Below are 17,495 nucleotides of genomic sequence, written 5' to 3'. Positions count from 1 at the left end.
AGTGGGTGAGGGCGAGAGAGTGGGTGGGTAGGTGAGCTTATCCACCCATCGTTCTACTCTCTGAATCTCGGGCTAATCAATTTTCTGATCTAGAGGCTATTCAGGAAAGTCAACTACAGTCAAAAACAGGGGAAACTGTTGTTCGCGCGGCTCCGGCTGAGGCAGCAACGCCGATCGCCAGTCGCCCTCCAGGCTGTAGAACTGTTCTACCGATTCCAGCGGAATTTGCCCTACTATCGCCATAGGGTCGAGGGTGTAGGGTAGCCCGTTAGAGGCCAGAGTCGGGCCATCCATCAGGTGAAAATGCAGATGGGGGGCCGAGGTATTGCCCGTATTGCCCAGCAATCCCAAAACTTGCCCCTGTTTGACCGATTCCCCCGGCGTGACTCGCACCGAGCCGGGCTGGAGATGAGCGTACAGGGCATAGGCCCCATTCCCCAGGCCAAGAATGACGTTGTTGCCCAGCACGTTCTCCAGGTTGATGGTGCTGGGATCGGGCAGGGTTGGGGGTACTTGCTCAGGGAGATCGCTGCGGGTTTGGATTACGGTGCCATCGGCTACGGCCAGGAGTTCAGCCCCATAGCCAGGGTAGTTGCCCACCTCAGATAGATCGCCCACGGCAATGCGACCCTGGCGATCAAGCTGCATCCAGTCGATGGCAAAGCGCTGGGCGAAGTGAAGCTCGCCGTTGGTGGGCAAGCCGGTGCTGCGGTGCCCCACCAGCGGAAAACAGCAGCCGTTGGCCGCCACCCAGCCCGGCCCCCGCAGCGGTGGCCCCAGTACCAGTGCCGCTGGCGATATCCGCAGCGGCGCAGCGGTGTAGCTCAGGGATGAGGGCTCAGTCTGGCCTGGCCCTTCTGGAGCAGAAATATTCAGCCGGTGCAGCAGGTGTTGGGGCAGAAGGCTACCCCGGGCGAAACTGTGGTCAACCAAAAACAGCCGGGTTTCGCTGGGGCCTAGGTCAGCGCTGGGGGCTGAGACATTGCCCAGCGTGCGCAACCGCAGCAGCAGATCGTCATCGGTGAAGGATGCTATGGAACCATCGGGGCTTTCCCCGTCAACCAGGTCAATGCGGTTGACTGTCACCGTCACCGGACTGGTGTTTGCCAGTATGAGTTCATACACGCCGTGGTAGTGGCCATCTACCCCCATTACGGCCTCCGTGGTAGGCGTTGCCGACACGATAATGGGAGTCCACTGGGGAAGAGCCGGAGTCGACTGGGCCTGCGCTGGGGAATAGAGATGGGTTAGCCCGGCTAGAGAGAGGGCACAGATCAGAGCCAGCAGGCCCGACTTTAGCCAGTTCATACGCTTATCCACGGCTATTTTCTATCGCTATGGTTTGCACCATAGACGGTTTGCCCGGCCGCTGCCGTTAAGAATTTTTAGTGACGCGATCGTATTCCCCACCGCTACTGGGTTTGCTTGACCACAGGCCATCGCCCCTAGGGCTGAATCGTCGCGGGGTTGATTTTCCCTCAAGGGTAAGGAGGCTGAGGCCTAGCGCCCTGGCACCCATAGAAAACCCCTGGGGGAGTTAATCCCAGGGGCTGGAGCTTAATGACGATAACTATGGCTAAATAGCAGGGTGCCTAGTAGGCCAGACCCATGCTGCGGGTGGTTTCAGCACCCAGGTAAACTCGAATGCTCAGAAAGTCGGTGGGGCAGGCGGTTTCACAACGCTTGCAGCCCACGCAGTCTTCGGTGCGGGGAGAGGAGGCAATTTGCCCGGCCTTGCAGCCATCCCAGGGCACCATTTCGAGAACGTCAGTGGGGCAGGCGCGCACGCACTGGGTGCAGCCAATACAGGTATCGTAAATTTTGACAGAATGGGACATTGAAACAAAACTCCAATGTGGGTCACGACTGGGTTTGACAGCTTTAAGGAGGCCCTCAAAGGTTGGTCAAAACGGTCTATGCAGTAAGGGTTTCCTAATCTTTGACCAGTCTATAGCGAGAGATTTCAGCTCTCATCGCCACCCCCCACAAACCTTAACGGATCGTAATATGGGCAGGGGTTGGGGCTCATAAACAGGATCCCTAACTTCTGCCAAGCTGGGCGCTGTTTTCGGCTTCGCCCAGGGAGCACCACGGCTATCGTCTCTAGCCCCCTAACGCTAGCTCAACAGCAGCCTCGGCGTGGATGCGGGTGGTCGGGAAAAGCGGCACCGCCGCCGTGGCATCGCCGACCAGCAGTTCTAGCTCCGTACAGCCCAAGATCACGCCCTCGGCCCCGGCGGTGGCCAGTTGCTCACAGAGCGCCAAAATGGTCTCGCGGGACGCAGGCGTAAACCGCCCCTGGCACAGTTCATCGTAAATAATCTGGTGGACGGCCTCTCGTCCGGCAGCATCGGGCACCAGCACCTCTAGGCCGTGCTGGGTCAGGCGATCGCGATAAAAGTCTTGCTCCATGGTGAACCGGGTGCCGAGCAGGCCAATGCGTTGCAGGCGCTGGGCTTTAACGCAGTCGGCGGTAACGTCGGCAATGTGCAGCAAGGGAATAGAAATGCGGGCCTCGATGTCGTCGGCCAGGCGGTGCATGGTGTTGGCACAGATCAGCACCATACCGGCCCCGGCCATTTGCAGCTGCTGGCCAGCTTCGATGAGAATGCCTGAAATCTCTGCCCAATCGCCCTGGTGCTGGAGGGCGGCCATGTCGGCAAAATCGACTGAGAATAGAATGACCTTGGCCGAGTGCAGCCCTCCTCGCCGAGCCCGCGTAGTCTGGTTGAGAATCCGGTAGTACTCTAGAGATGACTCCCAGCTCATGCCGCCAATTAGGCCAATGGTTTTCATCGGAGGAGGGGTCATAGGGCTACCGGGGAGAGGTCGTGCCCACGGTTATATCACCTTTCTGAGCGTCTTCCTGGGCACCTTTCCGGAGCGCCAGGTTAAGGTTGTGTAAACCGGCAAAGGCCTGGCAGATTCAAACAGATTGCCTCAGCCCGCCGTTCTGACCATTGCCCCCTAGAATTGGCCTATGACCGTTTCTCCCAACCCTGCCCCCTACGCCCCCCTCAGCGTTGAGGCTCTGGCCCAACGCCTGGCCGCAGCCGACGCCGCGGTGCAGCTAATTGACGTGCGCGAACCCGCTGAGCTAGAGCTGGCCAGCCTGCCCGGCTTTGCCAATCTGCCCCTGAGTGAATTTGGTAACTGGTCAGAGACAATTCACAGCCGCTTTGAGTGCGATCGCGAAACCATTGTGCTCTGCCACCACGGCGTGCGCTCGGCCCAGATGTGTGGCTGGCTGGCCCAGCAGGGCTTTACCCAACTCAAGAATGTGACCGGCGGCATCGATGCCTATGCCCTGACGGTCGATCGCACCGTGCCCCGCTACTAGCCTCTTTGGGTGCTTCCCCATGGTGACGACTTTTCTGCGATCGCTGCTTCCTGGTCAGCCCCCGACGGCGGCCAGCCTCAAAGCCCTAGCGCAGGCGGTCGATCGCCAGCTTGCGGCCCGGCGGGCGGGGCTGCCGCTGGTCGCACCGCGCCGCGATATCCTTATGAACTACCGAGTGTGGGGGCTCAAGTTTGGCAGCCAAGACCATGAGGTACTGACCTCGGTGGGGGCGATCGCCGACCGGTTTCAGCGCGACGGCATCGACGGTCGCCTGCTGATTTTGGGCGAAGCGGGGGTCGGCAAAACCCACACCCTGCTAGCGGTGGGCGAACTACTGGTAAAGCGCGGCGGGCCGGTGCCGGTGCCGGTGGATGTTTCGGCCTGGGCAGGGGAAACGATGCGCGAATGGCTGATAGCGACTCTGTGGCGCGAGTACCGGGTGGCCAAAGCCAACGCCAGCTATTGGATTGACAATGCCCAGCTCACGCTATTAATCGATGGGTTTGACCACTTGCCTACTGCCCAAAAGCGCAAGTGTGCCGGGGCGATCGAAACCCTGCTGCGCAGCAACCCCAACCAAACCGCCCTACTCTGCTGTCGCCGCCAGGTGCTGGAGTCTTCGGGATTGACCTTTGATCAGTTCAACGGCGGCATCAACATCATTCCCCTAACGGCTCAGCAGGTCAAAGACTACGTGCTGGCCCAAAACCGGCCCGAGCTGTGGCCGGTGATCAAAAACAGCAAGCTGCTTCAGCAGTTGGCCAGGCTGCCCCTGGTGCTAAATCTGCTGGTGGCAATGCCCAACCTGGCGGTGCCCCCCCTGCGCAGTCGGGCCGATCTGGTCAAGCGATACGTGGATGAGGGCATCGCTAAGGCCAAAGGCAATCCGGCCCAGCACCGGGCGGCTCTGGGGTGGCTGGCTGAGCAGCTCCACCAGCGCCCTCGATTTTTTTATTTAGATGACCTAGATCGGGGCTGGCTCCCTGAAGCGCGCCAGTCGCTCTATCGGCTGCTGCTGGGGATAGCGATCGCCCTGATTATGGGGCTAGTCGGAGGCAACCTACTGCTGGGGGTGGCCCTGGGGCTAATGGCCTCTCAGATTGATCTGGAGAGTTTTCCCTATATTCGGCTGGGGCTGGCGATCGCCCCCCTGGGTCGCCTAATTTCCCTGGCGCTTACCTGCGGCGGGCTTGCCCTGGTGCTGGGGCTTGGGTTGGGCGGCGGGGCTGCCCTGGTGCTGAGCCCCTTTGGCCGTGGGCTCATTGGGTTTGGCGGGGCGGGGGCCGTAGGTGCCGTGCTGGGCTGGAGCTTAGGCCTCGTCGGGCTGCTCCAGGGCGGGGTGCCTGGGGCGGCCCAAAGTCGCCAGACCCCCAATCGAGACGTGACCCTGGCCCTGCGGAATACGGTGGTGCTGGTGACGGTGCTGGGCGCGATCGTGCTGCTGCTGCTGGTACTACCGGCGGTGGTGAGCGGCCAGCCGCCGCTGACGCTGCTGCCCCTCAGCCGTCTGCGGCTGATCGTGGGGGGGTTGGTGATTCTCGCGCTGTGGTTGTCTTTTGGGTTGCAGCACGGTCTGGTGCGGCTGCTGTTGGCGGGCAAGCAGGGTCTGCCCCTGGCGGCGCGCCCCTGGCTAGATACCATGACGACAGCAGGGCTACTGCGACGCCTCGGCGGTGGCTACAGCTTTGGCCACGAAGAGCTGCGGCAGGCGATGGTCAAAGACATCGCACCCTAGAAAAGCCCTCGCGATCGCTAACTCTGTTGGATTGGCATCATCTGAACCGCGCCCTAGTGCGTACAGTGTCGGGGTAGGGCGCGGTTTCGCTATTCACGGCACGGCTGGGCAGAGGTGCTGACCTCGCTCAGGCACCTCTCAGGTGAATCGGCCAAACTCTATCACGTAGGCGCAGCCCGGTTAGACTGGCCTGGGTCTACGCCCATGCCCGGTGCCTCTGCTCTATACCTTTTGACCAGCCCTATGCCGTCTATATCTAGGTCTATTTCTAGACCGCCCGATAAGGCCAAACCGCGTCCGCTGGTGCGCTGGGCCACCCTGGTGATGGCGGCAGCGGTGGGGCTGGCGGCGATCATTGTGCTGGCCTGGTTTGCGGGGGAGGCACGCACCACCCAGCTGTTTGCCCAGCTCCAGGTGTGGCAGAGCCAACCGCCAACCTGGCTGGAGGTTCCCATGGTGGCGGCAGAATACTTGGTAGCCCCCACGGTGGTGCTGTTGCTGCTGGCCTACGCCATTACGCGGTTATCGCCCCGGCCCCGACCCTGGTCGCGGTGCGCGGTAATTGGCATTTTGCTGGCGCTGGTGGGGCGCTACCTGCTGTGGCGCTGCCTTTCGACGCTGAACCTGGCCTCGCCCCTGGAGGGCACCCTCAGCCTGGGGCTGCTGGGGATGGAGCTGTTTGGCCTGATCACCAGCATTATTCAGCTGCTGCTGCTGCTGCGGGTGCGCGATCGCCGTCCCCAGGCCGATCGCCTGGAGCAGGATGTGCTCCAGGGTCACTACCGGCCCTGGGTCGATGTGTTCATTCCCACCTACGACGAGCCGGCCTTTATTCTGCGGCGCACCATCATTGGCTGCCAGGCTCTGCACTACCCACGCAAAACCATTTATTTACTTGACGACACCCGCCGCCCCGAGATGCAGGCCATAGCCGCTGAGCTGGGCTGCAACTACATCTCTCGCCCCGACAACCACCATGCCAAGGCGGGTAACCTCAACTACGCCATTCAGCACGCCAGGGCTGCGGGCCGCCCCCAGGGGGAGCTGATTGCCTCCTTCGATGCCGACTTTGTGCCCACCCGCAACTTTCTCTGCCGCACGGTGGGCTTTTTTCAGCAGCCCACCGTGGGCCTGGTGCAAACCCCCCAAAGCTTTTACAACGCCGACCCGATCGCCCGCAACCTGGGCCTAGAGGGGGTGCTCACCCCCGAAGAAGAGGTGTTTTACCGGCAGATTCAGCCCATGCGCGACGGGGTGGGCAGCGTGGTCTGCTCGGGCACCTCTTTTGTGGTGCGGCGCAGTGCCCTCGAAGCAACCGGCGGCTTTGTCACCGAGTCGCTGAGCGAAGACTACTTCACCGCCGTGCGCCTGGCCGCCCAGGGCAACGAGGTGATCTACCTCGACGAAAAACTCAGCGCGGGCCTCGCCGCTGAAGACATTGCCGCCCACGCCAGCCAGCGGCTGCGCTGGGCCAGGGGCACCCTGCAAGCCTTTTTTATCGACTCCAACCCGCTGACGATTCCGGGGCTCAGCCCCATGCAGCGGCTGGGCCATCTGGAGGGGCTGCTGCACTGGTTTAGCAGCATTCCCCGGATTGGGTTTTTGCTGATGCCGTTGGCCTACTCGTTTTTGCAGGTGATTCCCATTCAGGCGACGGCGCGGGAGCTGCTCTACTACTTTGTGCCCTACTACCTGGTACAGCTGACGGTGTTTGCCTGGTTGAATGAGCGATCGCGCTCGGCCCTCTTGTCCGACATCTATTCCCTGGTGCTGGTGTTTCCGCTGGCGGCCACGGTGGTGCAGGCTATGGTCAACCCCTTCTCGCGAGGGTTTCAGGTCACCCCCAAAGGTACCTCCAGGCAGGGGTTTCAGTTTAACTGGCGGCTGGGCTGGCCCCTGGTGCTGCTGTTTGGTCTCACCGCCGTCAGCCTGTGGCGCAACCTGGGCCTAATGCTCACGGTTGACGGCTTGCAGCTCCGGGGTATCACCCTGGGCTGGGTGTGGAGCGCCTACAACCTGGCGATGATCGCCGTCGCCCTGCTGATTTTGCTGGATGTGCCCCGCCCTGACCCCCAAGCGTGGTTCGATCTGCGGCGGGTGATCAAGCTGTCGCCCCAGGGGCTGGGCGCGCAAGGCAAAACCTGGTGGGGAATCACCACCCTGATGTCTGAGGTGGGGGTCGAAGTTGCCCTCACCCAGGGGGCCACCCCCGACTATCCGCTCAGTCCAGGAATGGCGGTCGATCTCACCATTGCCGAGGATGCGATCGCCCTAGACGGCATGATCACCGCCGTCGGTACCGAGGGCGAGTACCCCTGGGTGCGAGTACAGTTTGGCCCCATGGCCCCCGCCAGCTACCGCGCCCTGGTCACCACCCTCTTCTGCCGCCCCGGCCAGTGGAAACGGTGGAACAGCCCCGGCGAGCTGCAATCTCTGGGGCTGCTGCTGCGGGTGCTGTTTTGGCCGCGCCGGGTGAGCCACCGCAGCCCCAGGGCGGTGCCCGTGGTGAAGGGATAGGCTCAGCCAACGGGTTAACCATTGCCGGTGAAACACTCTATGATGGCGGCTAATTGCACTGCCTATGCCCTGCTGTCGCCCATTGCTTCCGCCCTATGCAGATTATCTACGACCCCGATCGCGACATCCTTCAAATTGCCTTTAACCAGCGCGATGTAGACGAGACGGCCCGCGTTTCGCCCAACCTCATTCTCGACTACGACGCAGATGGGCTGATCGTTGGGCTAGAGCTGCGCCAGGCGTCTAAGCGGGTCGATGACCCAATGTCGTTTACCTTTACGGTGGGCGAGGCCGATATTGAGAAACCTCAGCCCTAGGGCAATTTTGGATTTTGGCGGGTTTTGCTCTGCTAGCTCAGGGTTGGCAAGCACAAAAAAAGGGGAGGCAATGCCTCCCCGGTGATCATGACTTACTCTCAAGCCTCAACCGCTCGGGTTGAAGACCCCTAGCACCTAGGCTTCGCCTGCTTCAATTGCAGGGGCTGCGGTGCCGCCCAGGCTGATTTTGACGACCTTGTTGCGGGCCTCGACCACCTTGGGCAGGGTCAGGGTCAGCACGCCGTGGCTAAAGTCGGCCACCACCTGGTCGTTTTGCACCGCATCGGGCAGGTTGACCATACGCTGAAAGCTGCCGTAGCGGGTGTCGTCGTAGAGCACTTTGGCCTCTACTTCGGCGGGGGCTTCGGGCTGCTGGCGGGTGCCCGAAATCGACACCACATCGGCGCTCACCTGCACGTCGAGATCGGTGGCGGTGACGCCCACCAAGTGAGCAGTGAGCACAAACTCATTGCCGCGATCGACGAGACGAATGGCGGGTGCCCAGTCAGATTTGGCCAGGGCTTCGGTGGTGAGATCGCCAAACGCGTCGTTGATCTGGCGACGAATGGCGTTGATTTCAGTAATGGGGTCTAGGTAGCGACGAATAATCATAGGTTTCTAACCTCCTGGTACTTGCTTTTCCAAACCTTCGAAGTGAGTCGGGTTAAGCGTTTGAGCTTTCGCTCTCTACAGTTACTATGGTGCGCCAGGATTCTCTCTACCTAAAGTGGTAGGAACCCTACTGCGGTGGCGAACTTACCTCCCGTACTGGGCTGTGGGGTGAACCGTACTGGGGGCGATCGCACGCCAAAGTATTGCGGGGGCGCGATCGCCATTGCCATGCCTGCGATCGTTAATGCGAGGGGCGCGATCGCGATTGCAGCTCAGTGATATGCCATTGCAGGGCGGTGATGTGCGATCGCAGGGCAGTGATATGCCATTACAGCTTGATGACATGCCATTGCAGCCCAGTGATATGCGATTGCAGCTCAGTGATATGGCATTTCAGCCCCCGGACACGCGATTGTCGCTCGGTGATAAGCGATCGCGACGAGATCTTTCACCCCAAATGCTCTGCGAGTACCATAGCAATTAAGGATTTTTCTTCAGCTAGCCCTGGCCTCGCTAAGGGCAACGGTAGCTCTCTAGAGATCGCTGCGCAAATTGCTCTAGCTTCTCGACGACAACCCTCTACGGTTTTCCCCGCAAAAATTCAGTGGTACATTTGAATTCATGGCCGAGCTGCACTGCTGATCTCTATACCGAGCCTTATAGCCATGACAAATTCATCCAACCTGCCGCCAGAATTTGAGCGAATGCTATCTGAACTCGGCATTCCTCCAGAAATAACTGATGCTCTTTCGAGGGGAAGAACCCCATTTGAGGCCATTACTGGAAGAGTTGAGGATATTGTAAGGCGCTACCAAGCTGGAGAACGCGATTTTAGAGGAATTCAGCTAAGCGGCTTTAAAATTCTCAAGTATATTAATTTGAGCGGCGCTGACTTAAGAGAAGCCAATCTAAGTTCTGTAGATTTAACCAGTGCAAATCTCAGGAGCGCAAACTTAGAGGGAGCCAATTTATCAGACTCAGATTTGTATCACGCGAACTTATCAGGAGCAAACTTAAACCGGGCAAGATTAAGCAGTGCTCGTCTAGTTCAAGCCAACTTAGCAGGTGCAACCCTTGTAGATTCAGATCTAAAAGGTGCTAACCTCTCCGGCTGCACTATGCCCGATGGCACATTAGACCCTGCCTTAGAACGCATAGAACAGGCCATTCAGCATTTGAAGTGCCCTAGCTGGATACCAGTTGTACAGCAGGGCGACAGCGATATGAACTGCTCTAAGTTTGGCGGCAAGCCCTGGTTAAACGCCGACGAAAGTTGGCCGAATTGCCCCAACTGCGGCAATTCTATGCGGTTCTTCTTTCAAGTAAACCTGCAAGACATTCCTGAGGAACTCAATCAAAAGTTTGGTGCAGGCATCCTACAGTTCTTCTACTGCGCTTATGAAACCCGAATGGAGCACGACCATCCTATTCCCTCACAAACCATTACGTTTGGGAGCCTTGGTACAGGCAATCCTAAATATATTGAGCATAAAAGCTGTGAGGGCGACTGTTTTGACTCATGGCCCTTTGCAACGAATCAGTTGGTCAGAATTGTGCAACCCAGTGAAACACCTGCGGTATTTGAAATTCCTGAAACAGTTTGCGAACTCTCCAATTCGCGTAGAGGAGAATTTCCAGCAAAGCTAATTGTTGATTGGCAAAGAGTCGATGACTATCCCGACTATGCCGACATTGTTGCCCAGGGCATTGACTTCGATGACAATGATTCCGACTTTATGTATGACTCTGGTATGTATCCTCACAGGGACAAGCTGGCAGGCTGGCCCAACTGGGTACAGGATATTGAGTATCCCCATTGTCCGATCTGCCAGCAGCAAATGAATCAGCTGGTTTTTCAGCTTGTATCTGATGACAACATTCCCTATCTGTGGGGCGATATGGGAACGGGCTATATTCTGCAATGCCCTACCCACAAAGACCAAGTCACTTTCCTGTGGCAGTGTGGTTAGTTGCCTGGCGAAGTAACCATCATCAAACTACGCGGATTCAAAACTATGCAAATTACCATCGACCTGCCTGACAACCTGGCCCTCACAGAGCCAGACCTACGCCGAGAAGTTGCGATCGCTGAAAGCATTCGCACCGTAGCGATGGAGGTTAGAAAGGAAAGGGGTGGAGGGTGAATGAAAGAAATTCGCTTTAGTGAACACTCACAGATCAAAATAGAAATACTTGCCAACCACGGACTCACCATCGAACCAGAATTCATTATTGACGTAGTTCGTTCACCTGACAGGCTAGAGTCTGGAGAAGAAGACAAGCAGATTGCCCAAAAGCGGTTAGACGAAACGCGAGTATTGAGAGTAGTTTATCGAGAATTCAATGCATTTATTCTGATTATTACCCTTTACCCTGGTAGGAGATCTAGATATGAAAAAAATTAGTTACAGCAAAGATGTTGATGCGCTTCTAGTTGAACTATCTGAAGAACCCATCGCCTACGCCGAGGAAGATGGGCAGGTAATCTTGCACTATTCGGCCAATGAGAAGCTGGTCTTAGTTGAAATTCTGGATTTTAGAAGATTTATGTCTGAAGAAGCAGTTTCGGCACTTTTGGCTTCATAAATCTCCCTTAGCAACTAACGGAATCTGAATAATGCAAATTACGCTCGATTTGCCAGACGACATCCAACTGACGGAAACCGATTTGCGCACAGAGCTAGCGATTCTCCTTTGGAGAGGCTATGCCAAAGCCCTCTTCTAGCAAGAGCGAATCACCCTAGGTACGGCTAATCGCTGGCCTTCGTCAAATTGAATTTCAGCGGCTGATTGCCAGTCGCGGCATCTGTATTCACTACGACATTGAAGAGCTAGAACAAGATCTTTCCAGCCTGCGTTAGGAAGGTTGGTAATGAAGAGCATCACTAATCGCTTACAACGTCACCAGGTTGGGGTAGTTCGCAATTAGCTCATCGGCACTCAGACTATCGCTAGGGTCTTGGGGCGTCCACAGCAGCTCATACACCAGCAGGTAGGCAGGAGAGATTGATCCTAAGCGTTGCAGAACAGCTTTAAGATCCGCGACGGAGTTGACGGATTCAAACAAGGGGCGATCGTCCGCCGTGCCCAGCAGCAGCGTTACCACAATGTGCGAGGCCACCTCCTTGCTGGGGCCACCGGGCATCGCCCGCCGCTGCACCTCACCCCCTACATTCACCAGCGTCTCAACCGCAAACTTGCTGCGCTCTTGAATCGACAGCCGCTCAAACAGTTCCGCCGCCTTCTTGCGCCCGGCCACGGTCTGCGATTCGGCCCGCACGTGGGTCCAGTAGTCGGGATGGCGCAGCAACACCAACACTGTTTCGCGCAGTTGAGCTGCCAGCCCCGCCGAGGTAGTGAGGTCGGCGTTGACCGCAATGCGATCGAGATCGCGCTGGAGTTCTCGCGCCCCAGCCAGCAGCGCCACCTGGAGACGCGACACGGTGACGATGTCGTTGAGCAGTTCACTCTGGCTGCCCGCCGCCGCTGGGCCGTCAAACCGGCGGTTGCCGCCCTGCATGTAGTTCAGCGCAATGGGCAGCAGAATAAACCCCAGCACCACAATCACAATCAAGAATCCACCGCCACCGCCACCGCCGCCCCCTGTGCCCACGTACACCGGAGCCGGGGCATAGGTGGGGTAGGGCACAATCACCGGGCCAGGAGCCGAGCGATAGCCATAGTTGCCGCCGTAACCGCCACTGCTGGGGGGCAAACTGCGCGGAGCCGAGGGCGCAGGCGACGCAGGACGGCTGAAGGAACCACCCCGGCTCATGCCGCCGCTGACGGCTTGCTCGGCAATAGCCCCTGGCGGCAACAGGCGATCGCTCAGCAGTCGCTCCTCGATCGCCCGCAGAGAAAGGGGATGGCTCTTAACCACTGGCACCACGACCACATAAACCGCGATCGCAATCATCACCGTGGCAACAGACACCATTGTCCAAAGCCGTTTAACGCTTGGGTTTACCTGCATCACGCCTTCTCCACTGACTACTCAACGATTGAATTCCCGCTTAGAACTACTTTGGGATCATCCAAGATCATTCAATAGACGAGTATCCAACAAATACCCAGGGCCAATTGGTTAACTATCTTAAAGTAAGGGCTTATAGCAAGGTTTCAAGGGGTGGTACAGCCCAGAGTCCCGTAGCTTAGAATTTAGATAGCATTCTGGGACGTTTTATGGAATCATCAGCGCCAACCCCAGAAAGTTTTGAGCAACAGGTGCTCTCGCGGCTTGACACGCTCAGCGATGATGTTGAGCGGCTAAGAGTGGATTCTGAGCGGGTGGCCAGCGATGTTGAGGCCAGCAACGCCCGGTTTGAGAAATGGGATGGGTGGTTGTGGGGGCTGACCCTAGGGCTGATTGGCACGACCTGGACGGCTATTTTTGCGGCGTCAGCAGTCGTCATTACTCGCATTCTGTCGGGCCAGTAGGTTTAAAAATTCCCGACCAGGTGCCAGCACGTTGCCAAAACCGTAACCCCACATCGCTTCCTTATAGTTCATTGATAGATTGCTAAAGGACTTAGGGAGACACCATCAGCATTTTTAGCCACGCCTGAGCAGAAGACTGTGGTTCTCCCGGCTGAACTTTAGGTGTGAGATTAACCATGAACAAGCGAGTGTTTTTTACACTTCTAGGCGCTGGCTTAGTAGCCGCTTCCCTAGGCAGTGGAGTGATGGCGGGAGGCCAGGCGATGGCGCAGACCCAGCCCGAATGGCACAACTGCATGACCCGCGAGGTGTTTACCCCCGAGAAGCAGGCCTGGTGCGATCGCTGGGATACGCTCATCAACGGCACCTACATCGTGCCCCTGGGCTTTGGCCCCGAACCCACCTTTGAAACCATCACCCTCGAAAATGGCGAGTACAACCGCCCTGGCGAGTTAGTGGTCGGCATGGCCAAAGAGCCCAACTGGCTCGCCTTTGGCGACATCAACGGCGATGGCAAAACCGATGCCGCCGTATTTTTTGGCGTCAACCAGGGGGGCGGCACCAACCTAATCACCTACGTAGCGGCGGTGATGGATGTTGACGGTGACGCCCAGGCCCTGCGCCCTGTTGCTGTGGGTGAGCGAATTATGCTCAACGGCCCGACCACCATCGACAACCAGCGCATCAACGTATCGCAGCTTACCCAGACCGAGGTGGTCAACCGCAGCTTTGTGGTCGATAGCGACAGTCTCAGCGAGCTGGCTCAGCTGCCCGGCCCCGTGCGCCCCAGCGTGCCCGACGGCACCATCGTGTTTTCGCAGACATCGACCTACGCGGTGCGGGTGTTTACCCAGCAGGGGCAGCCCCGCATCAACCTGTTTAACAAAACCACCGGGCGGCAAGAGCTAAATGCTGCCCCAGCCACCGCCAATGTTTCGGCTGAGGGCATCACCTTTACCCACGGCGGCACTCCCTCGGTAGCGGTGAACATTGCCGCGAACGGTGCCCAAACAATTGAGGTTAACAACGCCGTGCAAACCAACTCCGCCAGCGTCACCGGCACCGTCAGCTATCTGCCTCGCATTGCCATGCCCCCCAACGCCATTCTGGATGTCAGCCTGGTGGATGTCAGCCGGGCCGATGCGCCAGCGGTGGTGCTGGCGTCGCAGGGGGTGGTGTTTGGCGATCGCCAGGTGCCGATTCCCTTTGAGCTGGTGTACAACCCCGACCAGATCGACCCTCGCTATAGCTACGCCGTACAGGCCCGCATCATTGTCGATGGAGATCTGCGGTTTACTACAACCAGCCGCTTCGCGGTGATCACCCAGGGCAATCCTACCTATGTAGAAGTGCAGGTTGACCCAGTTTCACGGTAGGCCCAGGACATCGGGTGGTTTTATCGGTCATTTTCAAGGCCGATAAAACCACCCGCAATTCTTTTAGGCAAGCAGCGTAAAGCCCTGTGACAGGCGTCACCAACGCCCTTGCTAAGCCATCTTTTACTGGTCGAGGAATATTGGATTCAGTATTGCTCTCTAAGCCTCTAGGCAGGCTCTCCGAGAAAACACTGAGTACATTTGCTCATCAGCTTAGGTTATCGAATCAACACACAATCAGTAGAGATTGTGTTAATGAAAATCTGTACTTGTTGTTACAATGAGAGACGGAGGAGATGAGAGCCCTCCGAACGGAAAAATATCCAACTGCTAGTACCGCCAAAAGTGCTGAGTTTTTGGTAGTTTCTTCCCGATTGAGAGAACAACGTAGATATTTAGTATCACCCACGTCGGCTTCCCTAGGGAGCCGATTTTTTTTATTCTTTACGATCGCGATCGCCCCTCACTCTGCCTCTAGAGGTATCTTTATGCAGGAGGGGTAAACCGGCCCGTGGGCAAGGGTTACGGTGATTATCCGATGGTCGATCTGAGCGCAGTCTCCAACGCTCGCCCCAGTACCGCTATTGACCGTGTAGGCCGGGAAACAAGCCGCCGCCACGCTCAGCCGCAGACGGTGGCCGGGGGCCAGGGTACAAGCCGTGGGTTGCAGGGGCACCGTCACCACCTGGGGGCGAGAATTTGCCACATCAAACTTATCGACCCGGCAGTGGCCCTGGGTGAGGTTGATTACACGGCCATCGCTGTGGGCCTCCGAGAGCACCACGCTGAGGTCAAAGCTAGGGGCATCGGCTTGGCAGTAGAGGGTAGCGATCGCCGTCCCCACCAGCGTCATCCCTTCGCTCAAAGGCTTGGTTGTATAGGTCAACACGTCGGTGCGGCTGTCGATCGCCCCTCGGTCAAAGGGGCCAGACGGCAACCCGCAGTGCCCCCCCAGAGAGGGCACCGGTCGCCAGGGGTCATGCACAATCACGTCCTCGGTCGGGGAAGCAGGCTGTTCCTGGAGCTGAAATAAATGAGGGCTGAGTACGCCGTCATCGCCGCGCATTCCAGCCAGGCCGCTACTGCTGAGGTATAAGGGTTGACTGGGGTGGGTCGGCCAGCGATCGCGCCCCTGCCACCGATTTTCCCCCATGACAAATAGCTGGATTGGAGATTTAGCCTCTGTCTCGGCGGGAAAGTCCTTCAAGAACCGGTCGAACCAGCGAATTTGTAGGCGATCGATGGGGCTGTCGGCCTCCGGGCCAAAATCCGCCGCCCCCACCCGGCGGCTCCAGGGCAGGTGTCCCCAGGGGCCAATCCAGAGTTCTTGAGGTGCGCCGCCTTGGGACACCATCTGCTGATACAGGCGCAGATCGCCCCGCAGGTAAGGGTCGTACCAGCCACCGATATGCAGCATCGGCAAATTTACCCCTGCTAAATCTGGCTGTAGCGCCTGCCAATAATCATCAGGCTGGGGGTGGTCGAGCCACTGGTGAAAGAAGGAATCGGGGGCGTAGGTCTTGAGCACCTGGGGGCGGGGGGGAATTGCCTCGCCCAGGGGAAGGTTGTGGGCGGCCTGGTGAAGCGCCTGGTAAGCCACGGCATCCTGCTTCAGGCGAGCGGTTTCGGCGGCGAGCTGGAGCGCCCAGCCCAGGCCAATTTGCAGGGGTAACGCCCCGTTTTCGTAGGCCCAGTCGGCGTAGAGGTCGTAGCCCACCATCGCTGGGGCGATCGCCCTTAGCGCAGGCGGCTGATTCTCTGCTGCATACAGCTGGGTCATACCCTGGTAAGAAAACCCGTACATGCCCACCGCCCCACTGCTCTGGGGTAGGTTCGCCGCCCACTGCACCGTGGCGTAGCCGTCGTCGGCCTCATGGCGAAACAGGTCAAACTCCCCACCGGAGGTACCTCGCCCCCGCACGTCTTGAATCACCACGATGTAGCCATGGCTGGCGTACCAGGTGGGGTGGGCATAGACCACGGTGGATGCGATCGCCCGGCCGTAGGGCTGCCGCATCAGCAGCACTGGAAACGGCCCCTCGCCAATGGGGTAGTAGACATCGGCATCGAGGTGAATCGCCTCCTCGCCCGAGGGTGAGGCCGCCGGGGACAGCACCAGGGTTAGGGTTTGCGGGGGCGCAACAGCGTAGAGGCTGGGAGTGAGCAAAGGTTTACAAAGCGGTAGGGGTAGGCTTGGCCCTAATTGTGGTGGGCCATGCCCACCTACGGTACTCAGGTTAGAGAGCGTGGATAGGGGGCATCGTGCCGCCCCAAGACCGCAAGATCTTCGGTATCTAGCTCCACCGGGGTGCCGCTGCGAATCAGTTCGGCGAAATCTTCATTGGGTACCATGATGCACAGGGTATAGAGTCGAGTAGCGCCAGTATTCTCGACCACATGCACGCCGTTGGGGGGCACCAAAATGCTGTCGCCCGCGCGGATGGCAACGGTTTTGCCGTCGCAGGTGGCGCGGCCTTCTCCCTTGAGCACAAAGAACATTTCAACGGCGACCTGATGGCGGTTGGGTGGGGTTTTGCCGCCCACGTCAAAGATTTCGACGCAGTAGGTCAGCGACATATTGGCAATGGTGGGGTCAAATACCAAGGCTAGGCGGTTGCTGTCGCCGGGGCTAATGCGGAAGGCCTGGTAATCCTTGGGCGACTTGTAAATCGGGACAACGCAGCTAGTCGGTAGCGAGCAGGCCAAGGCGTCGATAACTACAGTATCCATAACCAGGTCGGCCTAACGGAACGGCATGACTATGCTAAACAGACTCCCACGCCGATCACAGTAGCTCACCGTACCTTTCATAAAAAGTTGCCTGGGCATTTAGACGCCGTTGAGGACTCAATTCACCTTTCCGTTAGACGATGAATCGCTCAGCTCACATCTTGCACCTGGTAATTTGAACGTCAATCCCCTGCTGTTGTAGCAAAGGTCGTTTTCGCTCGATGTCCGCCAGCAGCAGGTAAACCAGCACATCGGCCAGTGCGGCTTCCATTACAACAGCGGCGGCTTCTGCCCAATCTGGTAGCGCCTCGGTTTCTAGTGAGAGGTAGCCCCAATGGGCCAGGATAAAGGCGACCAGCGATAGGACGAGCCAACGGTACATCCCTAGCAAGGTCTGCTGACCGAAGCGATGCAGCCCAAAGCGGTGCTTG

Annotated in this window: 19 protein-coding genes and 1 pseudogene; 12 read left to right on the top strand and 8 right to left on the bottom strand. The window is 58.3% G+C overall.

What is annotated here, in order from left to right; translation table 11 throughout:
* Nucleotides 1-96: 96 nt before the first annotated feature.
* From VB780_RS30160 to VB780_RS30150, 3 genes are all read right to left on the bottom strand, one after another.
* The gene (locus VB780_RS30160; protein WP_323354894.1) at nucleotides 97-1,320 is read right to left on the bottom strand and encodes a M23 family metallopeptidase; all 1,224 of its coding nucleotides are present in this window, start codon (nucleotides 1,318-1,320) and stop codon (nucleotides 97-99) included.
* A gap of 272 nt (nucleotides 1,321-1,592) precedes the next feature.
* Nucleotides 1,593-1,838, bottom strand: a complete 246-nt coding sequence (gene psaC, locus VB780_RS30155) for a photosystem I iron-sulfur center protein PsaC (protein ID WP_006515950.1) — start codon at nucleotides 1,836-1,838, stop codon at nucleotides 1,593-1,595.
* 265 nt (nucleotides 1,839-2,103) lie between these two features.
* On the bottom strand, nucleotides 2,104-2,811 hold the full coding sequence (locus tag VB780_RS30150; RefSeq protein ID WP_323354893.1) for an aspartate/glutamate racemase family protein: 708 nt from the start codon (nucleotides 2,809-2,811) through the stop codon (nucleotides 2,104-2,106).
* A gap of 169 nt (nucleotides 2,812-2,980) precedes the next feature.
* Here VB780_RS30150 and VB780_RS30145 point away from each other — a divergent pair, with 169 nt between their 5' ends.
* The 4 genes from VB780_RS30145 (at nucleotide 2,981) to VB780_RS30130 (ending at nucleotide 7,909) form a co-directional block, all read left to right on the top strand.
* Nucleotides 2,981-3,340, top strand: coding sequence for a rhodanese-like domain-containing protein (locus tag VB780_RS30145; protein ID WP_323354892.1), 360 nt, complete (start codon nucleotides 2,981-2,983; stop codon nucleotides 3,338-3,340).
* Nucleotides 3,341-3,359: 19 nt separating this feature from the next.
* Entirely contained in the window at nucleotides 3,360-5,075 is a 1,716-nt protein-coding gene (locus VB780_RS30140; protein WP_323354891.1) for a hypothetical protein, read from the top strand.
* Between the two features lie 243 nt (nucleotides 5,076-5,318).
* The gene (locus VB780_RS30135) at nucleotides 5,319-7,592 is read left to right on the top strand and encodes a cellulose synthase catalytic subunit (protein ID WP_323354890.1); all 2,274 of its coding nucleotides are present in this window, start codon (nucleotides 5,319-5,321) and stop codon (nucleotides 7,590-7,592) included.
* 95 nt (nucleotides 7,593-7,687) lie between these two features.
* Nucleotides 7,688-7,909: a DUF2283 domain-containing protein gene (locus tag VB780_RS30130; RefSeq protein ID WP_323354889.1), complete on the top strand. Its 222-nt coding sequence runs from the start codon at nucleotides 7,688-7,690 to the stop codon at nucleotides 7,907-7,909.
* Nucleotides 7,910-8,044: 135 nt separating this feature from the next.
* On the opposite strand, the gene VB780_RS30125 is transcribed toward VB780_RS30130, so the two are convergent.
* Nucleotides 8,045-8,521, bottom strand: a complete 477-nt coding sequence (locus tag VB780_RS30125) for an Hsp20/alpha crystallin family protein (RefSeq protein ID WP_323354888.1) — start codon at nucleotides 8,519-8,521, stop codon at nucleotides 8,045-8,047.
* A gap of 135 nt (nucleotides 8,522-8,656) precedes the next feature.
* Between VB780_RS30125 and VB780_RS30120 the strand changes: the two genes are divergently transcribed.
* The 6 genes from VB780_RS30120 (at nucleotide 8,657) to VB780_RS30095 (ending at nucleotide 11,382) form a co-directional block, all read left to right on the top strand.
* Nucleotides 8,657-8,800: a hypothetical protein gene (locus VB780_RS30120; protein ID WP_323354887.1), complete on the top strand. Its 144-nt coding sequence runs from the start codon at nucleotides 8,657-8,659 to the stop codon at nucleotides 8,798-8,800.
* Between the two features lie 386 nt (nucleotides 8,801-9,186).
* The gene (locus VB780_RS30115) at nucleotides 9,187-10,491 is read left to right on the top strand and encodes a pentapeptide repeat-containing protein (protein WP_323354886.1); all 1,305 of its coding nucleotides are present in this window, start codon (nucleotides 9,187-9,189) and stop codon (nucleotides 10,489-10,491) included.
* Nucleotides 10,492-10,536: 45 nt separating this feature from the next.
* Nucleotides 10,537-10,665 carry a hypothetical protein gene (locus tag VB780_RS30110; protein ID WP_323354885.1) on the top strand — a complete coding sequence of 43 codons (129 nt, stop codon included), beginning with the start codon at nucleotides 10,537-10,539 and terminating at the stop codon, nucleotides 10,663-10,665.
* Entirely contained in the window at nucleotides 10,666-10,926 is a 261-nt protein-coding gene (locus tag VB780_RS30105) for a hypothetical protein (RefSeq protein ID WP_323354884.1), read from the top strand. It abuts the gene before it with no gap.
* Nucleotides 10,913-11,107 (top strand): DUF2283 domain-containing protein, encoded by a 195-nt coding sequence (locus tag VB780_RS30100; RefSeq protein ID WP_323354883.1) that lies wholly within the window; start codon nucleotides 10,913-10,915, stop codon nucleotides 11,105-11,107. Before VB780_RS30105 ends, VB780_RS30100 begins: the two co-directional genes overlap by 14 nt.
* A 167-nt stretch (nucleotides 11,108-11,274) precedes the next feature.
* Nucleotides 11,275-11,382, top strand: a complete 108-nt coding sequence (locus VB780_RS30095) for a UPF0175 family protein (RefSeq protein WP_323354909.1) — start codon at nucleotides 11,275-11,277, stop codon at nucleotides 11,380-11,382.
* Nucleotides 11,383-11,414: 32 nt separating this feature from the next.
* Here the strand turns inward: VB780_RS30095 and VB780_RS30090 are convergent, their stop codons facing one another.
* The gene (locus VB780_RS30090) at nucleotides 11,415-12,458 is read right to left on the bottom strand and encodes a DUF1517 domain-containing protein (RefSeq protein ID WP_323354882.1); all 1,044 of its coding nucleotides are present in this window, start codon (nucleotides 12,456-12,458) and stop codon (nucleotides 11,415-11,417) included.
* Nucleotides 12,459-12,703: 245 nt separating this feature from the next.
* On the opposite strand from VB780_RS30090, the gene VB780_RS30085 reads away from it, so the two are divergent.
* Together VB780_RS30085 and VB780_RS30080 are read left to right on the top strand one after the other, a co-directional pair.
* Entirely contained in the window at nucleotides 12,704-12,958 is a 255-nt protein-coding gene (locus tag VB780_RS30085) for a hypothetical protein (protein ID WP_323354881.1), read from the top strand.
* 176 nt (nucleotides 12,959-13,134) lie between these two features.
* Entirely contained in the window at nucleotides 13,135-14,334 is a 1,200-nt protein-coding gene (locus tag VB780_RS30080) for a YbaY family lipoprotein (RefSeq protein WP_323354880.1), read from the top strand.
* A gap of 463 nt (nucleotides 14,335-14,797) precedes the next feature.
* Here the strand turns inward: VB780_RS30080 and VB780_RS30075 are convergent, their stop codons facing one another.
* From VB780_RS30075 to VB780_RS30065, 3 genes and pseudogenes are all read right to left on the bottom strand, one after another.
* Nucleotides 14,798-16,501 carry a CocE/NonD family hydrolase gene (locus VB780_RS30075; protein WP_323354879.1) on the bottom strand — a complete coding sequence of 568 codons (1,704 nt, stop codon included), beginning with the start codon at nucleotides 16,499-16,501 and terminating at the stop codon, nucleotides 14,798-14,800.
* Between the two features lie 65 nt (nucleotides 16,502-16,566).
* Nucleotides 16,567-17,064 carry a cupin domain-containing protein gene (locus VB780_RS30070; protein WP_323354878.1) on the bottom strand — a complete coding sequence of 166 codons (498 nt, stop codon included), beginning with the start codon at nucleotides 17,062-17,064 and terminating at the stop codon, nucleotides 16,567-16,569.
* A 154-nt stretch (nucleotides 17,065-17,218) separates the two neighbouring features.
* Nucleotides 17,219-17,495 (bottom strand): annotated as a pseudogene (locus tag VB780_RS30065) (hypothetical protein); the annotation flags it as partial.

It is taken from the genome of Leptolyngbya sp. CCNP1308 (genome assembly GCF_034932455.1).
Taxonomy (GTDB): domain Bacteria; phylum Cyanobacteriota; class Cyanobacteriia; order Phormidesmidales; family Phormidesmidaceae; genus Nodosilinea.
Note: the sequence above shows the minus strand (reverse complement) of the source record. Positions and strands in the feature narration are given on the sequence as shown.